The sequence below is a fragment of the Gardnerella sp. c23Ub_4 genome (assembly GCF_055804115.1).
Map to the genome: position 1 here is coordinate 19,725 of NZ_JANUYO010000001.1, position 17,564 is coordinate 37,288.

Below are 17,564 nucleotides of genomic sequence, written 5' to 3' on the forward strand. Positions count from 1 at the left end.
ACGTAATTCCTTAAGGAACACAATGCTTACAGACCCAATACGCAAACTTGCACACCCAACACCACTTAGCGAAGTCACACTATACAGTGCATCAATGGTTATTCCAGTAACGGGGCCAATAATCCCCGAAGGTGCCGTTGCTGTATCTAACGGACACGTTGTTCACGTTGGAACACGTCAATGGGTTCTTAATATTCTAAAAGACGAGATGCCAAGCGATTCTTATATGCAAATGTTTAGAAATGAGAAACATTGGCACGGCCTTATGACACCAGGTCTTATAAACGCACATACGCATTTGCAATACACAAATATGGCAAGCGTAGGACGCGGAGAATATAGAAATTTCCACGATTGGGAGCAAGGATTTAACGTTGTTTACGACAAGTTGCAAGAAGATAAACAAAAAAATCCATCGCTAACAACTTGGAAGACTTCTGCATACCAAGGCGCAAGAATGATGGTGGAAGCTGGCACTAGCGCAGCTGCCGATATTGTAACCGATATTGAAGCGGTTGGAGCGCTTGCAAGCCAGGGAATGCACGGAATTGCCTATTGGGAGGTAATGGGCTGGAAAAACGTTGATTGGAAGGAAGAAGGCTACGCTAAGCTGCTAGAAATGCTTGGGCAAATGATGCACAACGGCAGCATACCGAGCATAGGTATTAGCCCACATGCGCCTTATAGTCTAGAAACAGAGCCGTTTGTGGATTTGCCAGACATTGCGCGCCAGCTAAACATGCGCTTGCACATACACTTAGCGGAAACACCAATGGAAGCTGGAAATCACGCAGATACGCTAACTACGTATTCTGCACCAGATTGGAATAGCAATGTTTGGGAAAGCTATAGCGAACTTAAATCGCACGGAATGACTGCATCTGCAATTCAGTTTTTGGATCAGCTTGGATCTTTAGGGCCAGACGTGCATATTGCGCACGGCGTTTGGGCGGACGGCGAAGACCGCAGGATTTTACGCCAGCGCGGAGTTGGAGTGGCACTTTGCCCAAGGTCCAATCGCATTACTGTTACAGAGCGAGACGCGCCGATTCGCGATTACATGGAAGAAGGAAACTTACTTGCAATTGGTACAGATTCCCTATCTTCTTCCCCATCTTTAGACGTTTTAGACGATGCTGCAAAAATCTACGACCTAGCAACAGCACAAGGATATAGAAAAGATGATTTAACACATCGAATTATCCGCATGCTTACTTTAGGCGGCGCAAGCGTTATGGGCTTGCACGTAGGGCCGCACAGAATTGGCCAAATTAATGCTGGTGCAACAGCAGACCTGGCGTTCTTTAACATTCCAACAGACACAAGCTCGCCGCAAGGAGTTGAAGAGACTTTGCACAATTTTGTTCGTCACGGCGCAGGAAGCGCAAAAGCAACTGTAATATCTGGAAATCTTGTGTACAATAATGGCGCTTTTGCGCAATAAGTCTTGACTAATAAGTCTCGCAAAATAAATCAGAAAATATCAGGAGATATTATGAGCATTAAATTAGAAGATATGAGCGATTACGCAAAAAATCTTGTTAAAGAATTGCACTTAGAAGCACACCCAGAAGGCGGATGGTACGCTCGCGATTGGCAAGCAGCACAGTTATATAGCGCAAATAACAGCACAGACGCGAGCGCAGACGCGAGCGCAAACGCGACTAATACACAAGTTGACGAAAACTCCGCAGCCAGCGCTCCAAGACCACTAGCATCGCTTATTTATTTTCTTTTACCAGCTGGCGATTCAAGCGCGTGGCATAAAGTTGATGCAGACGAGATTTGGTTTTGGCATGGCCCAGCAAATCTTACGATTGAACTTGGCGGATGCAGCCAAAATCCTTGCGCAGAGGCTGATTTGCAACGTTTTACTCTGGGAAACACTAAAGATGGTAACGATTTACTTACGCGCGGTCATCTTGTGATTCCTGCTGGAACATGGCAGCGAACTGTACCTAGCAACGCAGATGTATTGGTGTCTTGCGTTGTAAGCCCTGGCTTTACTTTTAGCGGATTTAATTTAGCGTCTAAAAACTAGTATGCTACTTTGAAGGCGTAAGCTATTTAACAAGCGCGTTCAAAACGCTCAAAGTCAAGCTTCCAGCGCGATTTGCAGCAAGAACTAAATCGTCTTTATGCGCATCAAGCGATTCGTAAGATTCTCCGCAACGATTACTCATTGCGCGAATCGCAAGGAACGGCACGCTATTTTTAGCTGCAATATGCGCTACTGCAGCGCCTTCCATCTCTTCGCAATCGCCAAAAACCTCTTCGCGAACTGCATCTAGAACCTTTGGATCTGTGTTAAATTGGTCGCTTGTTGCTATGTTTCCGCAAACGTATGCAACGCCATTTTCGCTCTTATTAGACGCGCTTTGCTTAGATTCCGCGGAAAAATCGCAAGCAGCCGAAGATGATTCTTGCAAAGACTTTTCAAGCCTAAAGCCTAATAACTTCGCTTGATTTGCCGCTAAATCGCATAACTTTGAGTCCGATTCAAAAACTTCTTTGTATGGAGCACAATCTGCAATAATTTGTGTATTTGTTTCTAGATAGTGAAGATTCTTGCCTATAACAATGTCTCCAACATTAAGACGCGGATTTAATGCGCCTGCGATTCCGCTAAAAATCAACACTTGTGGCTTAGCTTCGATTATAAGAGCCTGAGCTGCTGCAGCTGCAGCACACTTTCCCATTCCAGCAATGCATATTGTAAGAACTGCTTTATTGCATTTGTTATTAGACGCGATTTTACCTTGAATAAAAGTAACACCGTAATCTTGCCAAGACTTATATTCGCCACTAAACGCTTGCAAAATAGGCTGAGCTTCTTTTTGAAGTGCCACTATAATCGCAAGTTTTGAAAGATTACTAAAATCGCCAGAATTACCGATTGAAAATTCCTTTTGCATAGTCTCCCCTAAAATAAGTTCGATAAGTCTAATCTAATAAAATCTAACAAAATCAAATATAGTCAAACATAATCAAATACAACCAAATACAGTCAAATACTTATGATTCTAAAATCGTAAAGACACGCTGCAACAACACAACACGCCGCAACACACCGATTGTAACCGTTACTTAACATTTACAAAATTGAACATAAGTAGAGCAAATTTACGCCATTAAATCAACAAAATATAGCACGTTATAAACAATCACGATAACAATTCTGTAACAATTAAGCCTTAAATGCATCTATCGTCTTATAAACTATCAAATGTACGGCCGCAAAACCTACTTAAATCGCTTAAAAAACGAATAAGCGAAAAAATTTAAGGTTTTAGCAAAAACAAGGAGAAAAAATGGCTATTTTCGTACATAACAACTTGCACACTAACCGCGTAGCAATCGCAGCTACTAAAATCGCTGCAGCAGCATTAGCCGTTGCATCAATGGTTAGCACAGCGGCATGCGGAAGCCAAAACGCACAAGATCCAAATCAAAAGACGATCACTCCAGGCGTTTTGACAATCGGCACAGCTCAGCCAACTTACACACCTTGGATGTACGATAACAAGCCAGAAAACGGCAAGGGATACGAATCCGCAGTAGCATACGCTGTTGCAAAGAAACTTGGCTACGGCAAAGACAAGGTTAAGTGGGTTCGCACAACCTTCGACTCCGCAGTAACTCCAGGCCCAAAGGACTTTGATTTTAACCTTCAGCAGTTCTCTATTACCGAGGAACGCAAGAAGGCAGTAGACTTTTCGCCAAGCTACTACAACGCAACTCAAGGCGTTGTTGTTAAAAAAGACAGCAAGTTTGCTAACGCAAAGACTTTAGCAGATCTTAAAACCGCGCAGATTGGCGCAATGGTTGGAACAACAAGCTACAGCTTTGCTAAAGACAAGATTAAGAGCGATATTCAAACCTTTAACGATAACGACGCTTTGGTTCAGGCTCTTGACTCTAAGCAAATCGACGCACTTGTTATAGATACTCCATCTTCTGTGAACATTGTTCGCAGTAAGCAAGTTAAGGATGGTGTTGTTCTTGGACAGATTGCAGGATCGGAAGATAAGGAAGGAACTGGCCTTGTTCTTCCAAAAGGATCTAAGCTTACTGCAGACGTTACTAAGGCTGTGAATGCTCTAGAAAAAGATGGCACTTTGAAGAAGCTTCAAGAAAAGTGGCTTGCAGAGTACACAACTGATGTGCCAGTTCTTAAGTAAATTGATCTAAATTAAATCAAACAAAATAGATTAAAAATAGATCAAAATAAATAAAAATCGTACCAACGTCATTACCAATACGCATTATTGTAAGCAATTTGTAACCCAATCGTCACATAAAAGTGCTTACAATAGTGCGTATCATTCATTATGTCGAAAGGCTCAGGCTACCGCCAATGACAGTACTTAACGGCAGTACAACAGATTCTGCAAGCAACGAATCAAATAAGTTACTCACTAATGCGTCGTCACTATCTAGCGCTAATACGGCATTAGATGAAGGAACGTGCGCTTTAAGCAATATCGAGCTTGAGCGCAGAGCAATACGCAAAAAACAGAATCTTAAATCTGTTTTAACAAGCATAATAAGCACTTTAGTATTGCTTGGCGTGTGCATTGCGGCGCTTGCAATGAGCCCTGGTTGGCCAAGAGTGCGCGAAACGTTCTTTTCTGGCAAATACTTTATGCTATCTTTGCCATCTGTTTTGCAAGGCTTAATGCTTAATTTGCAAGTGCTTGTGTTTGCTGTAATAGGAGTTGCAATACTTGGAACTTTAATCGCAGTTATTCGCACAAGCGTAAGCCCAATGCTTTTTCCATTGCGCGCTATAGCGCAATTCTACACAACTATTATGCGCGGCATACCAATGCTTGTTGTGCTTTACTTAATCGGCTTTGGCATACCAGGATTACAGCTTTTTGGGCGCATTCCACCAGCAATACTCGGCACAATCGCCATTGTTATGAGCTACTCAGCATACGTTGGAGAGGTATTGCGCGCAGGATTTGAAGACGTACACCCTTCTATGCGAGCATCTGCAAGGTCTCTTGGCTTAACATCTGGTCAAACTGTGCGATTAGTGGTAATTCCTCTTGGCTTAAGAAAAGTGGCTCCTGCATTAATGAACGACTTTATATCTATGCAAAAAGATGCAGGACTTATATCGGTTTTGGGCGCTGTAGACGCTGTTCGAGCCGCTCAAATATCTGTTGCAACTTCTTATAACTTCACTCCATACGTTGTAGCAAGCGTTGTGTTTATAGCGCTAAGCATTCCGTTTATTGTTCTAAACGATTGGTATACAGCAAGACTTCGCAAGCGCGAGCTAAACGGAGGAACTGTGTGATGAGTAACGTAACAAATCAAAAGGTAAATCAACAAATGAGTGATTACACAAACACAAGCAATCAAACAAATGCAAGCGATAACACGGATTCAACCCCAGTTTTGCGCTTAAGCAATATTCGAAAATCGTATAACTCAACGCCTGTTCTTAAAGGTATTTCTTTTGATATTGCGCCTCACGAAGTGGTGGCTCTTTTAGGGCCTTCTGGAAGTGGCAAATCTACTCTTATGAAGTGCATTAATTTGCTTGAGCGAGTAGACGACGGTCAAGTTTGGCTTGGAAACACAGATATTACAGACCCACGCATAAATCAAGATCAAATTAGATCTCAAATCGGAGTTGTGTTCCAGCAATTCAATCTTTTTACGCATATGAGTGTTTTAGATAACGTAACTCTTGCTGCGCGAAAAGTTCATCATTGGAGCAAAGATCGCGCAGAAAGCCGCGCAATGGAGCTTCTATCTAGGATTAAGCTAGAAAATAAAGCAAAATCCTACCCAGATCAGCTTTCGGGCGGACAGCAGCAGCGAGTGGCGATTGCTCGCGCGCTTATGACAAGCCCACAACTTCTGCTTCTAGACGAGATTACTTCCGCGCTAGACCCAATGCTTGTTGGCGAAGTTCTAGACATGGTTGCAGAGCTAAAGCAGCAAGGAACAACCATTTTAATGGCCACTCACGAGATGCATTTTGCTCACGAAGCTGCCGACAGAGTAGTTTTGCTTAGAAACGGCGTTGTTGCAGAAAACGGCACGCCGTACGAAGTTATGGACGCTTGCAGCGACCCAGAAACGCAAAACTTCTTTAAATCATTCCGACACTAGCGCGCGCGTTTGCTCAACGTCTTTGCTAATAGCGTCTTTAAGCTGCTCTTGCGAGTCAAATGCTTGCTGAGGGCGCAAGAAGCGCGCAAACTCAATGCAAACCCTATGCCCGTACAAGTCTTGAATCTTATCTGTTAATGCATATGCTTCAACAGTTCGATTAGACGTATTAGATGCATTAGAAGAATCAGACGGATTATATGCATTAGACGATTGCTCTTCTAGAGTATCGTCGTAAGCATCCGCGCGATTTGCTGCGTCATCTTCAAAAGTAGGATTAGTGCCAACTGAAATTGCAGCAGCCCAACGCCAAGGCGAATGCGATCCAAGATGAAGCTCATCTTTACGCAAAACACCTACGCTAGGAATGTTTCTGCCAGAAGAAGCGCCATTTTGCTCGTCTGCATCTAAATCAATAATCCAACCAGCATACACACCATCAACAGGAATATATCCGTCAATTCGCTCACCAAGATTCACAGTTGGGAATCCAATTTGATGGCCGCGACCAGCTCCGTGAACAACAATGCCTTCTACTCTATGCGGCTGTCCAAGAATATCTCCAGCATCTCGAACCCTGCCATTTGCAAGCATCCATCGCACATTTGTAGAGCTCCAAGCACGAACCTTTTTATTCGGCATGCCCTTGCTCCAAGCACGATATTCCGCCTTATTCATGCTACTTGCAGGATCTTTTGGCTCTCCGCCTTCTAAAGGAACCTCTGGAACAATCGGGTCTGGAACGCGAACGTCTCCCGGCCCAAAATCATCTACAACAACAAGATTAAAAACGCCTGTAGCTTGCGCAAGCTCTTTAATAGCATGAACGTTTCCAGCTCTTTTAGCGCCCAAAGCTGCATCCGACCCCAAAACAAGCGCGCGCATACCTAGCTTACCAACCAGCTGCCCAAGGAAGAATCTGTACGATTTTGCCGCAAAAGCAAGGCTATATCGAACTATAATAACGTGATCAACGTCTAACTGCTGTAAAACCCTAAGCCGCTGGCGAACGCTTGTTAGAGCTTGCGAATCTACTGGAATTTGCGCGTCATCGCCAAAATCGTCGAATAAATCTGGATTTTCGTGCACAACGCTTGGACGAGGATCAAACATTATAACAACCGAGAACGCATTGTTTTTACGCGCAATCTCCACTGTTCGCTCAATAACTTTACGATGCCCAAGATGCATTCCGTCAAATACGCCTATTGTAACAACTGACTTACGTTGAGCGCTCAACGTTGGCCAACTAATCATACCGTTGGCATCTGGTCGAATGTCGATGACCTTCATTATATCCTTACTGTTCGCAAGAGCTGCAAATATTGGTATCGCTTTATTTTAGACGCCACTTTGCCGCAACCCCATTTTCACACTAATATCTATTTTACCAGCAAACTAGCTTTGTACAAATACTACAATTGGTTTAGCTTCTATTTGATTTGTATTTTTTTCGATTTTTTCTATTTTTTCTTGAGATTTAAACAGCGTGCTGCTTGAGCTTGCGGTTGCTTGCGATTTTTCAGCGGTTTCCAGAACTGCAACAACGTCGTTTTGCTCATCTTTTGTGGCTTTTACGTATGCAATCGCGTTTTTTGTAGCGTTTTTTGTAGCGTTTTTTGCACTAATAGCAGAAATCGTGATTTTTCTGCCAAATCGCAAGTCTTTAGCTTGATTTTCACTTACTTCTACTGTTTGCATTGTTAATTTTGCAGATTCAAACATGCTTAGCAAGCGTTGATTAAGAGTGTTTTCTAGAGGCGACGAGGCTGGCAAAGCAGATGGCGAATCGCCAGCAACCGACGAATCGCCAGCAGCTTGCGATTCGCATGAACCTTGTGAATAGTATGAATCGTCTAAAACAGCCTTCGCGCGAGTTTGAGTCACTCCATTTTTGTTTGTAAATGTGCGAATAACACTTTTAAGCTTAAGTACGCGACTATCTTCTATAGAAAAATCGCCAATACGCGTTCTTCTAAGGCTCACTAAGTGTCCTCCAACTCCAAGAATACGCCCCAAATCGCGAGCTAGAGCGCGAATATATGTGCCACTAGAGCAAGAAACGCTTGCGCGTACATCAATAACCTTTGCGCCGCTTACGCCCACACTAAAATGCGCATCTAGCAAAGAAAAATCGTAAATAAAAACTTCTCTAGGCTCTAAATGAACATCTTTACCTTCACGCGCTAAGTCGTAAGCGCGAACGCCGTTTACTTTTATAGCAGAAAAAGATGTTGGCGTTTGCATAATCGAGCCAGTAAAATTCTTTTTGATTACAACGCGCAATTCTTTAAGAATTTCATCAATATTTGCATTATTTGAAGAGCTTAGAATAGTATTTTCGCTCTTAGCGCTTGCAATAATATTTCCATCCGCGTCGTCTGTATTGGTTGACTCGCCAAGACGAATCACAGCTTCGTACGTTTTATTGTGACCAAGCAAATAGTTGAGCAAGCGCGTGGCGTTACCAAAGCCAAGAATCAGCAAGCCCGTTGCCATTGGGTCAAGAGTGCCAGCATGACCCACTCGTTTAGTGTGCAACAGTCCGCGTGCAAAAGATACAACATCGTGACTGGTAACGCCTTTTGGCTTATCTACTAGCAAAATGCCAGAAGATGGTAATTCAGGACTACTCATTGCCCTCGCTAAAATCGATCGCTATTTACATCGCTATCAAAGTCGCCAGAATCCGCAGAGTCGCTAGAATCAGCAAAGTCGTCCTCTTCAAAGTCGTCGTCTTCGCCAAATTCATCGTCGTCAAAATCCTCATCTTCACGAGGCTTTTTATACGGATCCGCTTCCCCAGCATATTGCGCTGTTTCTCGCGCTTTAGCTAGCTCCTCGTCACGCTTGCGAGCCGCAACCAAAATGTCTTCAATCTCGTGAGCTTCGCTAGGAACTTCATCGTAAACAAATTGGATTTGAGGCGTTAATCGCAAGCCTGCTTTAGCTCCAACTAAAGTGCGCAAACGACCCTTAGCCTGCTGCAAAGCCTGGTTTGCGCGCATACGCTCGCCCTGCTCTTTTCCAGCAGTACCAAGCTGCGTCCAATACACTTTAGCTATTTGCAAATCGTTAGTAACTCTCACTTCTGTAATCGTTACGTTAGCAAGTCGCTTATCGTGCAAATGCGATTCCATATTGGACGCAATCACTCTGTGAATCAAAGCCGCAATTCGCGCGGCTCTAGGGTTTGTTCCAGCCATATTATTTGCGCTCGATCTGCTTCATTTCAAAGGTTTCGATTACGTCGCCAAGCTCAATGTCGTTAAAGCTTCCAAGGTTAATGCCTGCCTCGTAGCCTTCACTAACGGATTGCACATCATCCTTAAACCTACGCAAAGTGGAGATTTCAAGATCGTTAACAGTTGCAACACCGTTACGCAAAATACGGCACTTGGTTCCGCGCTTAACCTCACCATCTTGAACCATAACGCCAGCAATATTGCCAAACTTGGACGAGCGGAAGATTTCGCGAATCTCGGAATGAGATGTAACAACCTCTTCAAACTCTGGCTTAAGCATACCCTTCAAAGCAGCTTCAATATCTTCGATTGCCTTGTAAATAACAGAGTAGTACTTAACTTCCACGCCTTCGCGATCTGCCAAGTCTGCAACCTGGCGATTTGGACGCACGTTGAAGCCAATAATAACGGCCTTATCAACTGTTGCAAGGTTCACATCGTTTTGAGTAATCGCGCCAACGCCGCGGTGAATAACCTGAATTCCAACTTCGTCGGAAACCTCAATCTTCATTAAGGAGTCTTCCAAAGCTTCAACGGAGCCAGAAGAATCACCCTTAATAACAATGTTAAGCATATCCACTTCGGACTTAGCAAACTGTTCCTTAAGGCTTTCAAGAGACACAACCTTACGACGCTTTGCAAGCTGAGCCGCACGTTCTGTAGCCTGGCGCTTTTCGGCAATTTGACGAGCAGAACGATCGTCGGAAGTAACCAAGAACAAGTCGCCTGCAGTTGGAACAGAAGTCAAACCAAGCACCTGAACTGGAGTGGAAGGACCTGCCTCTTGCAAGTGGTTGCCATTTTCGTCGAGCATTGCGCGAACGCGACCATAAGACGTGCCTGCAACAATGGAATCTCCGACTTTAAGCGTACCTTGCTGAACAAGAACGGTTGCAACAGCACCGCGACCCTTATCCAAGCGAGCTTCAACAGTTGCGCCACGAGCGTCCATGTTTGGATTCGCCTTAGGATCAAGCTCCGCATCTGTAGTCAAAAGAACAGCCTCAAGAAGCTTATCTACGTTGGTCCCCTGCTTTGCGGAAATATTCACAAACATGGTGTCGCCGCCGTATTCTTCTGGCACAAGACCGTACTCTGTAAGCTGACCGCGCACCTTATCTGGGTTTGCTCCAGCAACATCAATCTTGTTTACTGCAACAACAATAGGCACGTGAGCAGCCTGTGCGTGGTTGATTGCTTCAACAGTCTGAGGCATAACGCCGTCGTCTGCTGCAACAACAAGAATTGCAACGTCTGTAAGCTCCGCACCACGAGCACGCATAGCTGTAAACGCTTCGTGGCCTGGTGTATCCAAGAACGTAATCTTGCGCTTGTCGCCGTCTAAGGTGACTGTAACTTGGTAAGCGCCGATGCGCTGCGTAATGCCGCCAGCTTCGCGCGCTACAACATTCGACTTACGGATTGTATCGAGCAAGCGAGTTTTACCGTGATCAACGTGGCCCATAACAGTAACAACTGGAGGGCGAGTTACAAGATTATCGTCTTCTTGAAGCTCTTCTTCGTCTAAGTCAATATCGAACTGCTGAAGAAGCTCTTTATCTTCCTCTTCTGCAGAAACAAGGCTAATATTCCAGCCGATTTCTTCGCCAAGAATCTGGAATGTTGTTTCATCCAAAGACTGCGTAGCTGTTGCCATCTCTCCAAGATGGAACAAAACAGTAACCAAAGCTGCTGGATTTACATCAATCTTTTCTGCCAAATCCGAAAGCGTTGCTCCCTGACGAAGGCGAATCGTAGCGCCGTTACCCGAAGGAATACGCACGCCGCCAATAACTGGTGCTTTAAGCTCTTCGTATTCCCTGCGCTTTGCAAGACGATTCTTGCGAGCCTTAGAGGACTTTCCACCTTGGCGACCGAATGCACCTGCAGCTCCTGCGCGACCACGACCACCCCTGGATGGGCCTGCGTTTGGAGCACCTGCAGCCGCTGCTTGGAAGCTTGCAGCTTGGTTTGCGTTAAAGCGCGACTCTGCCGATGGGCGCGATCCTGCGCCACCATTGCCGCCGCCTGAACGATGCGAGCCTTGCCATTGGGAACGATTTGCTCCGTTACCACCATTGCCATTGCCGCCGCCTTGACGGTTTCCGCCGCGACCACCGCGACCACGACCACCGCCGTTGCCGCCATTACCATTACCAGATCCTGGTTTTGAGCCACGAGCATTCTCTGCAGCAGCGCCTGGCCGCGACATTGGATGTGGGCGTGGAATGTCTCCAGGTGTTGGCGCGCGCATACCCTGCTTTCGACTAAACGGATTGTTTCCTGGACGAGGAGCGGCTCCCGAGCCAGAGCCTTGGTGTGGTCTAGGGCGTGGAGGCATTTGCGCAGAACGCTCTTGCTTAGCAGATTTAGATTCTGCACCACTGCGCTTTTCTGCGTTGCGCTTTGAATCGCCAGACCTAGAAGCATTATTAGGCTTTGCGTTTCCAGCCGAAGGCTTAGGAGTTGCATTGTTAGCAGCATGCGCATTAGAAGTCTTAGATTCGTGATTTTCATGCACTTTTTGCGCAGAATTCTGCTTTGCAAAAGACTTTTGTTCTGGCTTTTGATTAGCCTTCTTTTCTGCATTTTGACCATGAGATTCTGGCTTGCTATTAGACGCAGAATCCGCAGATTTATTAGACGCATGATCAACATTCTTAGACGCAGAAGGCTTCGATTCGCTCTTTGCAGCAGAATCCGCAGGCACAAATTCCGTCTTTAGACGACGCACTACAGGAGCTTCAACAGTTGAAGAAGCGGACTTTACGAATTCGCCCATACTCTTCAAACGTTCCAATACGGTTTTACTATCTACACCAAATTCTTTGGCCAGTTCGTATACGCGCTTTTTTACCACTCAGTGTTCTCCTCAGTCTGTGGCAGCGTAAAACGAACGCAACCACTTTATATTGTTATAAGATTCTTACTCTTATGCTTTTTATTTAGATATCTCATAATGCGATATCTCATCGTGTAACCATGATTTCAACCATGATTTTGTACCTCGTTCCCTAGGCAAAAAGCTGCTAATAAGCCCAGATTGCAGCTTTCAGCTTACTCGAAACGTTGGATTCTCGGGAGTGTCGCAAGTTTGCTAAATACTAGCAAAAATCTTATTCCGCCGAATTAGAATCAGCGTTCATAGCTTCTTGCTTTTTAGCATGCTCTTCCGCAGACTCAATTCCAATCTTCCAACCAGTCAACTTTGCTGCAAGTCGCGCGTTCTGTCCCTCCTTGCCAATTGCAAGCGAAAGCTGAGAATCGTGAATAAAAGCAACAGCAGTCTGACTTTTCTCACTAACAACATGAACTTCAGTTACTACTGCTGGAGACAATGCAGCGGAAACAAACTGTGCTGGATCTTGCGACCAATCAACAATATCGATTTTTTCTTGACCAAGATTTTCCAATACAGCACGAACGCGCGAACCACCAGGACCAATCAAAGCACCCTTTGGATTAACGCCATCTGTGTTAGCGCGAACAGCAATCTTAGTACGAGCGCCAGCTTCTCGAGCAATTGCCATAATCGAAACAGCTCCCGAAACAAGTTCTGGAACTTCTCGCTCAAAAAGTCTGCGAACAAGATCTGGGTGAGACCTAGAAACAACTATTTCTGGTCCGCGCAAGCCGCGAGCAACGTTTACAACATAAACGCGAATACGCTCGCCGTGACGATACCTTTCGCCAGGAACTTGCTCTCTTCTAGGCAAAATGGCTTCAACATCTCCAACAGCAACGTGAATATTAGAAGGATCTTTAGAATCCTGCTGCACAATGCCGTTAATAAGCTTTCCTTTTTGACCCGAAAAAGCTCCAAATACGCGGTCATCTTCCACTTTGCGGAAAAGTTGAGTAATAACTTGGCGAGCTGTTGCTGCAGCAAGACGTCCAAAATCTCTAGGCGTATCGTCATACTCCTCGCCCAAAGTAAATGCTGGGTGAGGATTATCTTCTGTAGGAACACCTGGAATCTCATCTCGTGCCCATACAGTAAAGCAACCAGCACGCTCATCTAGCTCAACTCGAGCATGCCTTGCTGGGTGGGAAGTCTTCATGTATGCAAGACGCAAAGCCTCGGCGAGTGCCTCGTCCAGCTCGTCGGCATTAATCCCCTGCTGAGCCGCAAGCTGATGCATTCCCGCCAAATCCAATTCCATCGTGCACGTCCTCCTGTGATTCATTTATAAATTTTCACTTATAAAATTAACTTATTCTTCTTTTATACGTTTTACGCATAACAAAACGCTAAAATCTAATTTTAACAAGTATGTAAAGCGCAAAATTTTATGACTATGATTAAAAATGTTAAGCATAAAATGTTAGACACAAAGCAAGCCAACATTGGTCACAGTCACGGACTATTTTAGTAGATTATGCAGACACGTTTTGTTTTGTTCTAAAGCCTTGCAAGGCGTGCAAAATATTATCAAACGCGTAGCAAAAGGTGTTCCAATGCACAAAAAAAAGTTTGTTCTAGTATTTGCATCACTTATTGCTGTATTAATGGCTTCTAGCGCTTGCTCGGGATCAGGGCAATTTAATAACGTTAACAACACTGCGGTTCGTTCATCTAAAAGCAATAATGAGTGCTACCAAGTTCTACAAAGCGCAAAGCACAATCAAAAAATCGTAGATCAACAAGAAGCAAACGTAACTAGAAACAACTTGCAAAATGCTGCGGATTCTTGGAAAAACGTTGCAATACAATGCAACGCACGATTTGCTCAAGGCGTTGTTTTTAGCGCGCAAAACACCTGGAGATTGGCCAACTTAAGTCAAGGCAACGAAAGTGGAGCAGCAAACGCCCCTAAAATCGCAAATCAAATGGAATCAAGCGTTTACAAAAAATTGTATGACTTTGCAAATAGTACTAGTAACTTGTATTGGAATCACGACCCACTTGCAAAAGCGGCATTAGAACAAGACAAACTAGCTTTTATGTTACAAACTTTAGCTGCAAAAGATGTTGATAATGTTTCCTTAAGACAAAGCGATATTACAGCTACGATTGCTAACATGCTTATGCACTTTGCTTCAAGCGGAAGCGACTTGCGACAAAAAGTATACGAAATACCGCAAAAGAATCTGGACTCTGGCGTTGCAAAAGACGCAGCGAGTGAAAAAGAGTTGCCGATAGTTGCAATAGCGTATATGGATTGTGCGCGAGGAGAACTAGATGCGCTAAATCAAGCTATTTTCCCTACAAACAAAGACGGTAGCGTAAATCATAGCGCACTTTCTAGCAACACAAATCAAGAGTTTATTGAGATTCTTGCAAACATTGCTATTTCGCATATTATGAGCGCGTATGCTTATGGATATCCTAGCGATTCTTCCATGATTTTTGAGCAATAGCCCACTGCGATTTATGTAATGCGCTAAAACCTGCCTTGCACTTAGAGTGTAGTGTGATTGTACCGAATTTCGGCATTTTTTGATACAGACGCACTACAGTTCTGCGTGTTTTTGTAGTGCGATTGTATGACGACACGCCGTGTTTTAGGTACAATCGCACTACAGGACTACGCAAATGCAGTGATTAAAGATACGCATAAGTTCTAGCTATTCAGAAGGTTTGATGTATTTCTCTACGAGCAATAAAAGAGGAGCATAGCGACGGGATTTGCGAGGAGAGAAATACTCAAACCTCGCGCAACATTAAGTATGAAATCACTCGCGTAAGTAAAAAGGGCTTCTGGCTAATCGCCAGAAACCCTGCTTGCGGATGAAGCGAGATTTGAACTCGCGGAGGGTGTAGCCCTCACACGCTTTCGAGGCGTGCTCCTTAGACCGCTCGGACATTCATCCTTTGCGCCAATCGCAAATACGCAAAACGCAAATGCAAAAAGAAACGCAACTTTTCAATTGTAAAACAACCCTAGAATATATAAGACGCATGGCGCGTTGACACTCACCCAAGCTCCTCGATCGTGCGCTTAGCACGAATCGCGTTTGCTCGCACACCAAGCTCCTCGTCTTTAGGGTATTCAACATATTCCAAAGTCAAACCGTTAGCTGCAATCGGCCCAGTAGAGCCTTCTCGAATCGGATTTTCAATCTTATTTTTGAACCAATCAACAGAACGCTTTGCACACCCAACTTGCACGCACGCCCCAACAAGCGAACGAACCATGTTATGCGCAAACGCGTCTGCAACAATAGTAAACTCAAGCAAACCGTTCTCAATGCAAGGAATTTTTCCAGTTGATTTAGATAAACAGCTCCCCACGCAAACGCGATTCCAAACAGCCTTTTTAACGCAGCGAATCGTAGTTCCACCAGGATTTGGCCGCGCAAAAGAGCCAAAATCGTGCAAACCAACAATCAAAGACGCCGCCTGATTCATGGCATCAACGTTTAAGTCGTAGTCAAGCTGCAACACAAAGCCACGCATGCGCGGATCCAAATTCGCGCGATTCGCAGCATCACTAATCCTATACACGTATGTGCGATCCAACGCAGAAAAACGCGCATCAAAACCGCTTGGCGCAATGCTTACGCTGTGAATCGAAATGTCTTTAGGCAAAACGCCACAAAGCCTATATTCCAAGGCTTTTACTGGAGTCAGATTTGTGTGACCGACGCAATTTTGCAAAACGGATTCCGAAACGTCTAAATGGCAAACTTGGTAAGATGCGTGAACGCCCGTATCTGTGCGGCCAGCAACGCTAAGGCGCAAAGGTTCGCTAGCATCGCTTTTATTCACGCGCAAAACCTTGTGCAATGCGTCTTCTAAAACACCTTGAACGGTGCGCAAAGTAGGTTGCTTTGCCCAACCATAAAAATCGCCGCCATCATACGCTAAATCCAAACGAAGACGCATTCAAAACCTTTCCAAACAGACTTACAAACAGACTTACAAACAGACTTCCACTAGTTTTTCTTATCTGAACCGCCAGCGAGCGCAAAAGCACTCATAACGCTACGAATCAACTCATATGTTTTTGAATCCATATGCATTGCAATCTTCAATAATGCAGGAACAACCTCCGACCAATGCGAAGACATCTCGTCGAAATTCGAGTACCCTAAACTGCTAAACATGCTGTAAACACTATCAATTCTGCGTTTTCGCTCTTCAAATGGCAAACTCATCATCCACTCGTTTGCAGCTTTAGAAACTGCTAGAGCGCGCGGAGTTACACAATCGCAGTAGTCAAAATCACCATCTTTAACTTGCCAATATATGCCAAGATGTTGCATTAATCCAATTGAATCGGCAGCTGTAACCTTATACGGCACTCCCGTATCCATAATCAATCCAATAAAGGCAGATTGCGGAACAACTTTTTCGATTCTGGAAACAACGCGAGAAAAAACCTTTGGATCAACAACATCCGAGCCAAAACTAGGGCCGTCCATTGAATAGATTTTACTAATATGATTTCCAAGGCTTCGATCTTGCGCGTCTAATCGCATTGCCGCGTATGCAGCCATATTCCCGCCTTTTGAATGGCCCACAACAAATATTTTAGGATTATCACTTAGATCGCAATCATTTAAATCGCAATCATTGCTATTTTCTAGATTGCTCTTATCTAAATCACTATTCTTAAAATCACTCTTCTTATTAAACAAATTCGCAAAATAATCACCAACACTGCTAAAAATCCCACGAATACCGCCACTTTTGCAAGAATCTTTACATGCGCGCCTAGATATAGAGAGCAAATACTCCGCCGCCGACTCCTGCGCTGGCACTGGGCAGCGAAATGCCATGTTAAAGTCTTCCTTCCAGCCAACAAGCGTGTTATCTGTTCCTCTAAAAGCAACAACAAAGCAGCTAGACCCAATGCAATCTGTTAAATCAAAAGTAACAGCCGCAAATTGCTGTTCGCAAGAGTCATCAATATTCGACTCATCAAAACGTTCAAGAACCTCACCAACACGCATGCCCCTATAACGCGGGCTAGACTCAACAGCCAAAAGTAGATTCTTGCGAAACTCATCTACCTTAGTAGAACCAGAGCTAAACATTGAAGAAAAATCCTCACCGCGAAGCAATTCGCTTAAAGGAACGGTTGCTAGTGAGTTAGAATCGTCATTATATTTTGGAATCGATTCAGGCATGCAAATATACGCCAACTCGCATAAAATAAGCGAATCTACGGCGTTGAATTTTCGCTCTTTAAAATTAGTAAAATCATTATTCAGTAAATCGAGAATATTTGACATAGTTCA

Annotated in this window: 14 protein-coding genes and 1 tRNA gene; 6 read left to right on the plus strand and 9 right to left on the minus strand. The window is 44.4% G+C overall.

Going from position 1 to position 17,564, the window contains the following annotated elements:
- The first annotated feature begins 22 nt into the window (after positions 1–22).
- Both NYP67_RS00075 and NYP67_RS00080 read left to right on the plus strand, forming a co-directional pair.
- A complete protein-coding gene (locus NYP67_RS00075) occupies positions 23–1,444 on the plus strand; it encodes an amidohydrolase family protein (protein WP_004133421.1) in 1,422 nt (473 codons plus the stop codon).
- A 51-nt stretch (positions 1,445–1,495) separates the two neighbouring features.
- Positions 1,496–2,041 carry a cupin domain-containing protein gene (locus tag NYP67_RS00080; RefSeq protein WP_472781576.1) on the plus strand — a complete coding sequence of 182 codons (546 nt, stop codon included), beginning with the start codon at positions 1,496–1,498 and terminating at the stop codon, positions 2,039–2,041.
- Between the two features lie 22 nt (positions 2,042–2,063).
- Here NYP67_RS00080 and NYP67_RS00085 read toward each other — a convergent pair whose 3' ends face one another.
- A complete protein-coding gene (locus tag NYP67_RS00085) occupies positions 2,064–2,915 on the minus strand; it encodes a 5'-methylthioadenosine/S-adenosylhomocysteine nucleosidase family protein (protein WP_004131719.1) in 852 nt (283 codons plus the stop codon).
- A 396-nt stretch (positions 2,916–3,311) separates the two neighbouring features.
- On the opposite strand from NYP67_RS00085, the gene NYP67_RS00090 reads away from it, so the two are divergent.
- The 3 genes from NYP67_RS00090 (at position 3,312) to NYP67_RS00100 (ending at position 6,132) form a co-directional block, all read left to right on the plus strand.
- Entirely contained in the window at positions 3,312–4,181 is an 870-nt protein-coding gene (locus tag NYP67_RS00090; protein WP_004131718.1) for an ABC transporter substrate-binding protein, read from the plus strand.
- A gap of 176 nt (positions 4,182–4,357) precedes the next feature.
- Positions 4,358–5,308: an amino acid ABC transporter permease gene (locus tag NYP67_RS00095; protein WP_004131717.1), complete on the plus strand. Its 951-nt coding sequence runs from the start codon at positions 4,358–4,360 to the stop codon at positions 5,306–5,308.
- Positions 5,308–6,132 (plus strand): amino acid ABC transporter ATP-binding protein, encoded by an 825-nt coding sequence (locus NYP67_RS00100; RefSeq protein ID WP_004133426.1) that lies wholly within the window; start codon positions 5,308–5,310, stop codon positions 6,130–6,132. The genes NYP67_RS00095 and NYP67_RS00100 overlap by 1 nt, the downstream gene beginning before the upstream one ends.
- Here NYP67_RS00100 and ribF read toward each other — a convergent pair.
- The 5 genes from ribF to nusA form a co-directional block, all read right to left on the minus strand.
- Positions 6,118–7,425: a bifunctional riboflavin kinase/FMN adenylyltransferase gene (ribF, locus tag NYP67_RS00105; protein WP_004133428.1), complete on the minus strand. Its 1,308-nt coding sequence runs from the start codon at positions 7,423–7,425 to the stop codon at positions 6,118–6,120. The genes NYP67_RS00100 and ribF overlap by 15 nt on opposite strands.
- 105 nt (positions 7,426–7,530) lie before the next feature.
- The gene (truB, locus tag NYP67_RS00110) at positions 7,531–8,769 is read right to left on the minus strand and encodes a tRNA pseudouridine(55) synthase TruB (RefSeq protein ID WP_473411047.1); all 1,239 of its coding nucleotides are present in this window, start codon (positions 8,767–8,769) and stop codon (positions 7,531–7,533) included.
- 8 nt (positions 8,770–8,777) lie between these two features.
- A complete protein-coding gene (gene rbfA, locus NYP67_RS00115; RefSeq protein WP_020759305.1) occupies positions 8,778–9,338 on the minus strand; it encodes a 30S ribosome-binding factor RbfA in 561 nt (186 codons plus the stop codon).
- Between the two features lies 1 nt (position 9,339).
- Positions 9,340–12,237, minus strand: coding sequence for a translation initiation factor IF-2 (infB, locus tag NYP67_RS00120; protein WP_101889570.1), 2,898 nt, complete (start codon positions 12,235–12,237; stop codon positions 9,340–9,342).
- A 256-nt stretch (positions 12,238–12,493) separates the two neighbouring features.
- The gene (gene nusA, locus NYP67_RS00125) at positions 12,494–13,540 is read right to left on the minus strand and encodes a transcription termination factor NusA (protein ID WP_004131711.1); all 1,047 of its coding nucleotides are present in this window, start codon (positions 13,538–13,540) and stop codon (positions 12,494–12,496) included.
- Positions 13,541–13,796: 256 nt separating this feature from the next.
- Here nusA and NYP67_RS00130 point away from each other — a divergent pair, with 256 nt between their 5' ends.
- The gene (locus NYP67_RS00130; RefSeq protein ID WP_473411048.1) at positions 13,797–14,738 is read left to right on the plus strand and encodes a hypothetical protein; all 942 of its coding nucleotides are present in this window, start codon (positions 13,797–13,799) and stop codon (positions 14,736–14,738) included.
- Between the two features lie 367 nt (positions 14,739–15,105).
- Here the strand turns inward: NYP67_RS00130 and NYP67_RS00135 are convergent.
- From NYP67_RS00135 to NYP67_RS00145, 3 genes are all read right to left on the minus strand, one after another.
- Positions 15,106–15,191 (minus strand) — tRNA-Ser (locus NYP67_RS00135).
- A 103-nt stretch (positions 15,192–15,294) separates the two neighbouring features.
- Positions 15,295–16,206, minus strand: a complete 912-nt coding sequence (gene truA, locus NYP67_RS00140; RefSeq protein WP_020759423.1) for a tRNA pseudouridine(38-40) synthase TruA — start codon at positions 16,204–16,206, stop codon at positions 15,295–15,297.
- Between the two features lie 50 nt (positions 16,207–16,256).
- The gene (locus NYP67_RS00145; RefSeq protein WP_116692308.1) at positions 16,257–17,558 is read right to left on the minus strand and encodes an Mbeg1-like protein; all 1,302 of its coding nucleotides are present in this window, start codon (positions 17,556–17,558) and stop codon (positions 16,257–16,259) included.
- Positions 17,559–17,564 lie beyond the last annotated feature (6 nt).

Coding starts and splice junctions, on each gene's coding strand:
- NYP67_RS00075 (WP_004133421.1), top strand. CDS start 23: ATGCTTACAGACCCAATACGCAAACTTGCACACCCAACACCACTTAGC.
- NYP67_RS00080 (WP_472781576.1), top strand. CDS start 1,496: ATGAGCATTAAATTAGAAGATATGAGCGATTACGCAAAAAATCTTGTT.
- NYP67_RS00085 (WP_004131719.1), bottom strand. CDS start 2,915: ATGCAAAAGGAATTTTCAATCGGTAATTCTGGCGATTTTAGTAATCTT.
- NYP67_RS00090 (WP_004131718.1), top strand. CDS start 3,312: ATGGCTATTTTCGTACATAACAACTTGCACACTAACCGCGTAGCAATC.
- NYP67_RS00095 (WP_004131717.1), top strand. CDS start 4,358: ATGACAGTACTTAACGGCAGTACAACAGATTCTGCAAGCAACGAATCA.
- NYP67_RS00100 (WP_004133426.1), top strand. CDS start 5,308: ATGAGTAACGTAACAAATCAAAAGGTAAATCAACAAATGAGTGATTAC.
- ribF (WP_004133428.1), bottom strand. CDS start 7,425: ATGAAGGTCATCGACATTCGACCAGATGCCAACGGTATGATTAGTTGG.
- truB (WP_473411047.1), bottom strand. CDS start 8,769: ATGAGTAGTCCTGAATTACCATCTTCTGGCATTTTGCTAGTAGATAAG.
- rbfA (WP_020759305.1), bottom strand. CDS start 9,338: ATGGCTGGAACAAACCCTAGAGCCGCGCGAATTGCGGCTTTGATTCAC.
- nusA (WP_004131711.1), bottom strand. CDS start 13,540: ATGGAATTGGATTTGGCGGGAATGCATCAGCTTGCGGCTCAGCAGGGG.
- truA (WP_020759423.1), bottom strand. CDS start 16,206: ATGCGTCTTCGTTTGGATTTAGCGTATGATGGCGGCGATTTTTATGGT.
- NYP67_RS00145 (WP_116692308.1), bottom strand. CDS start 17,558: ATGTCAAATATTCTCGATTTACTGAATAATGATTTTACTAATTTTAAA.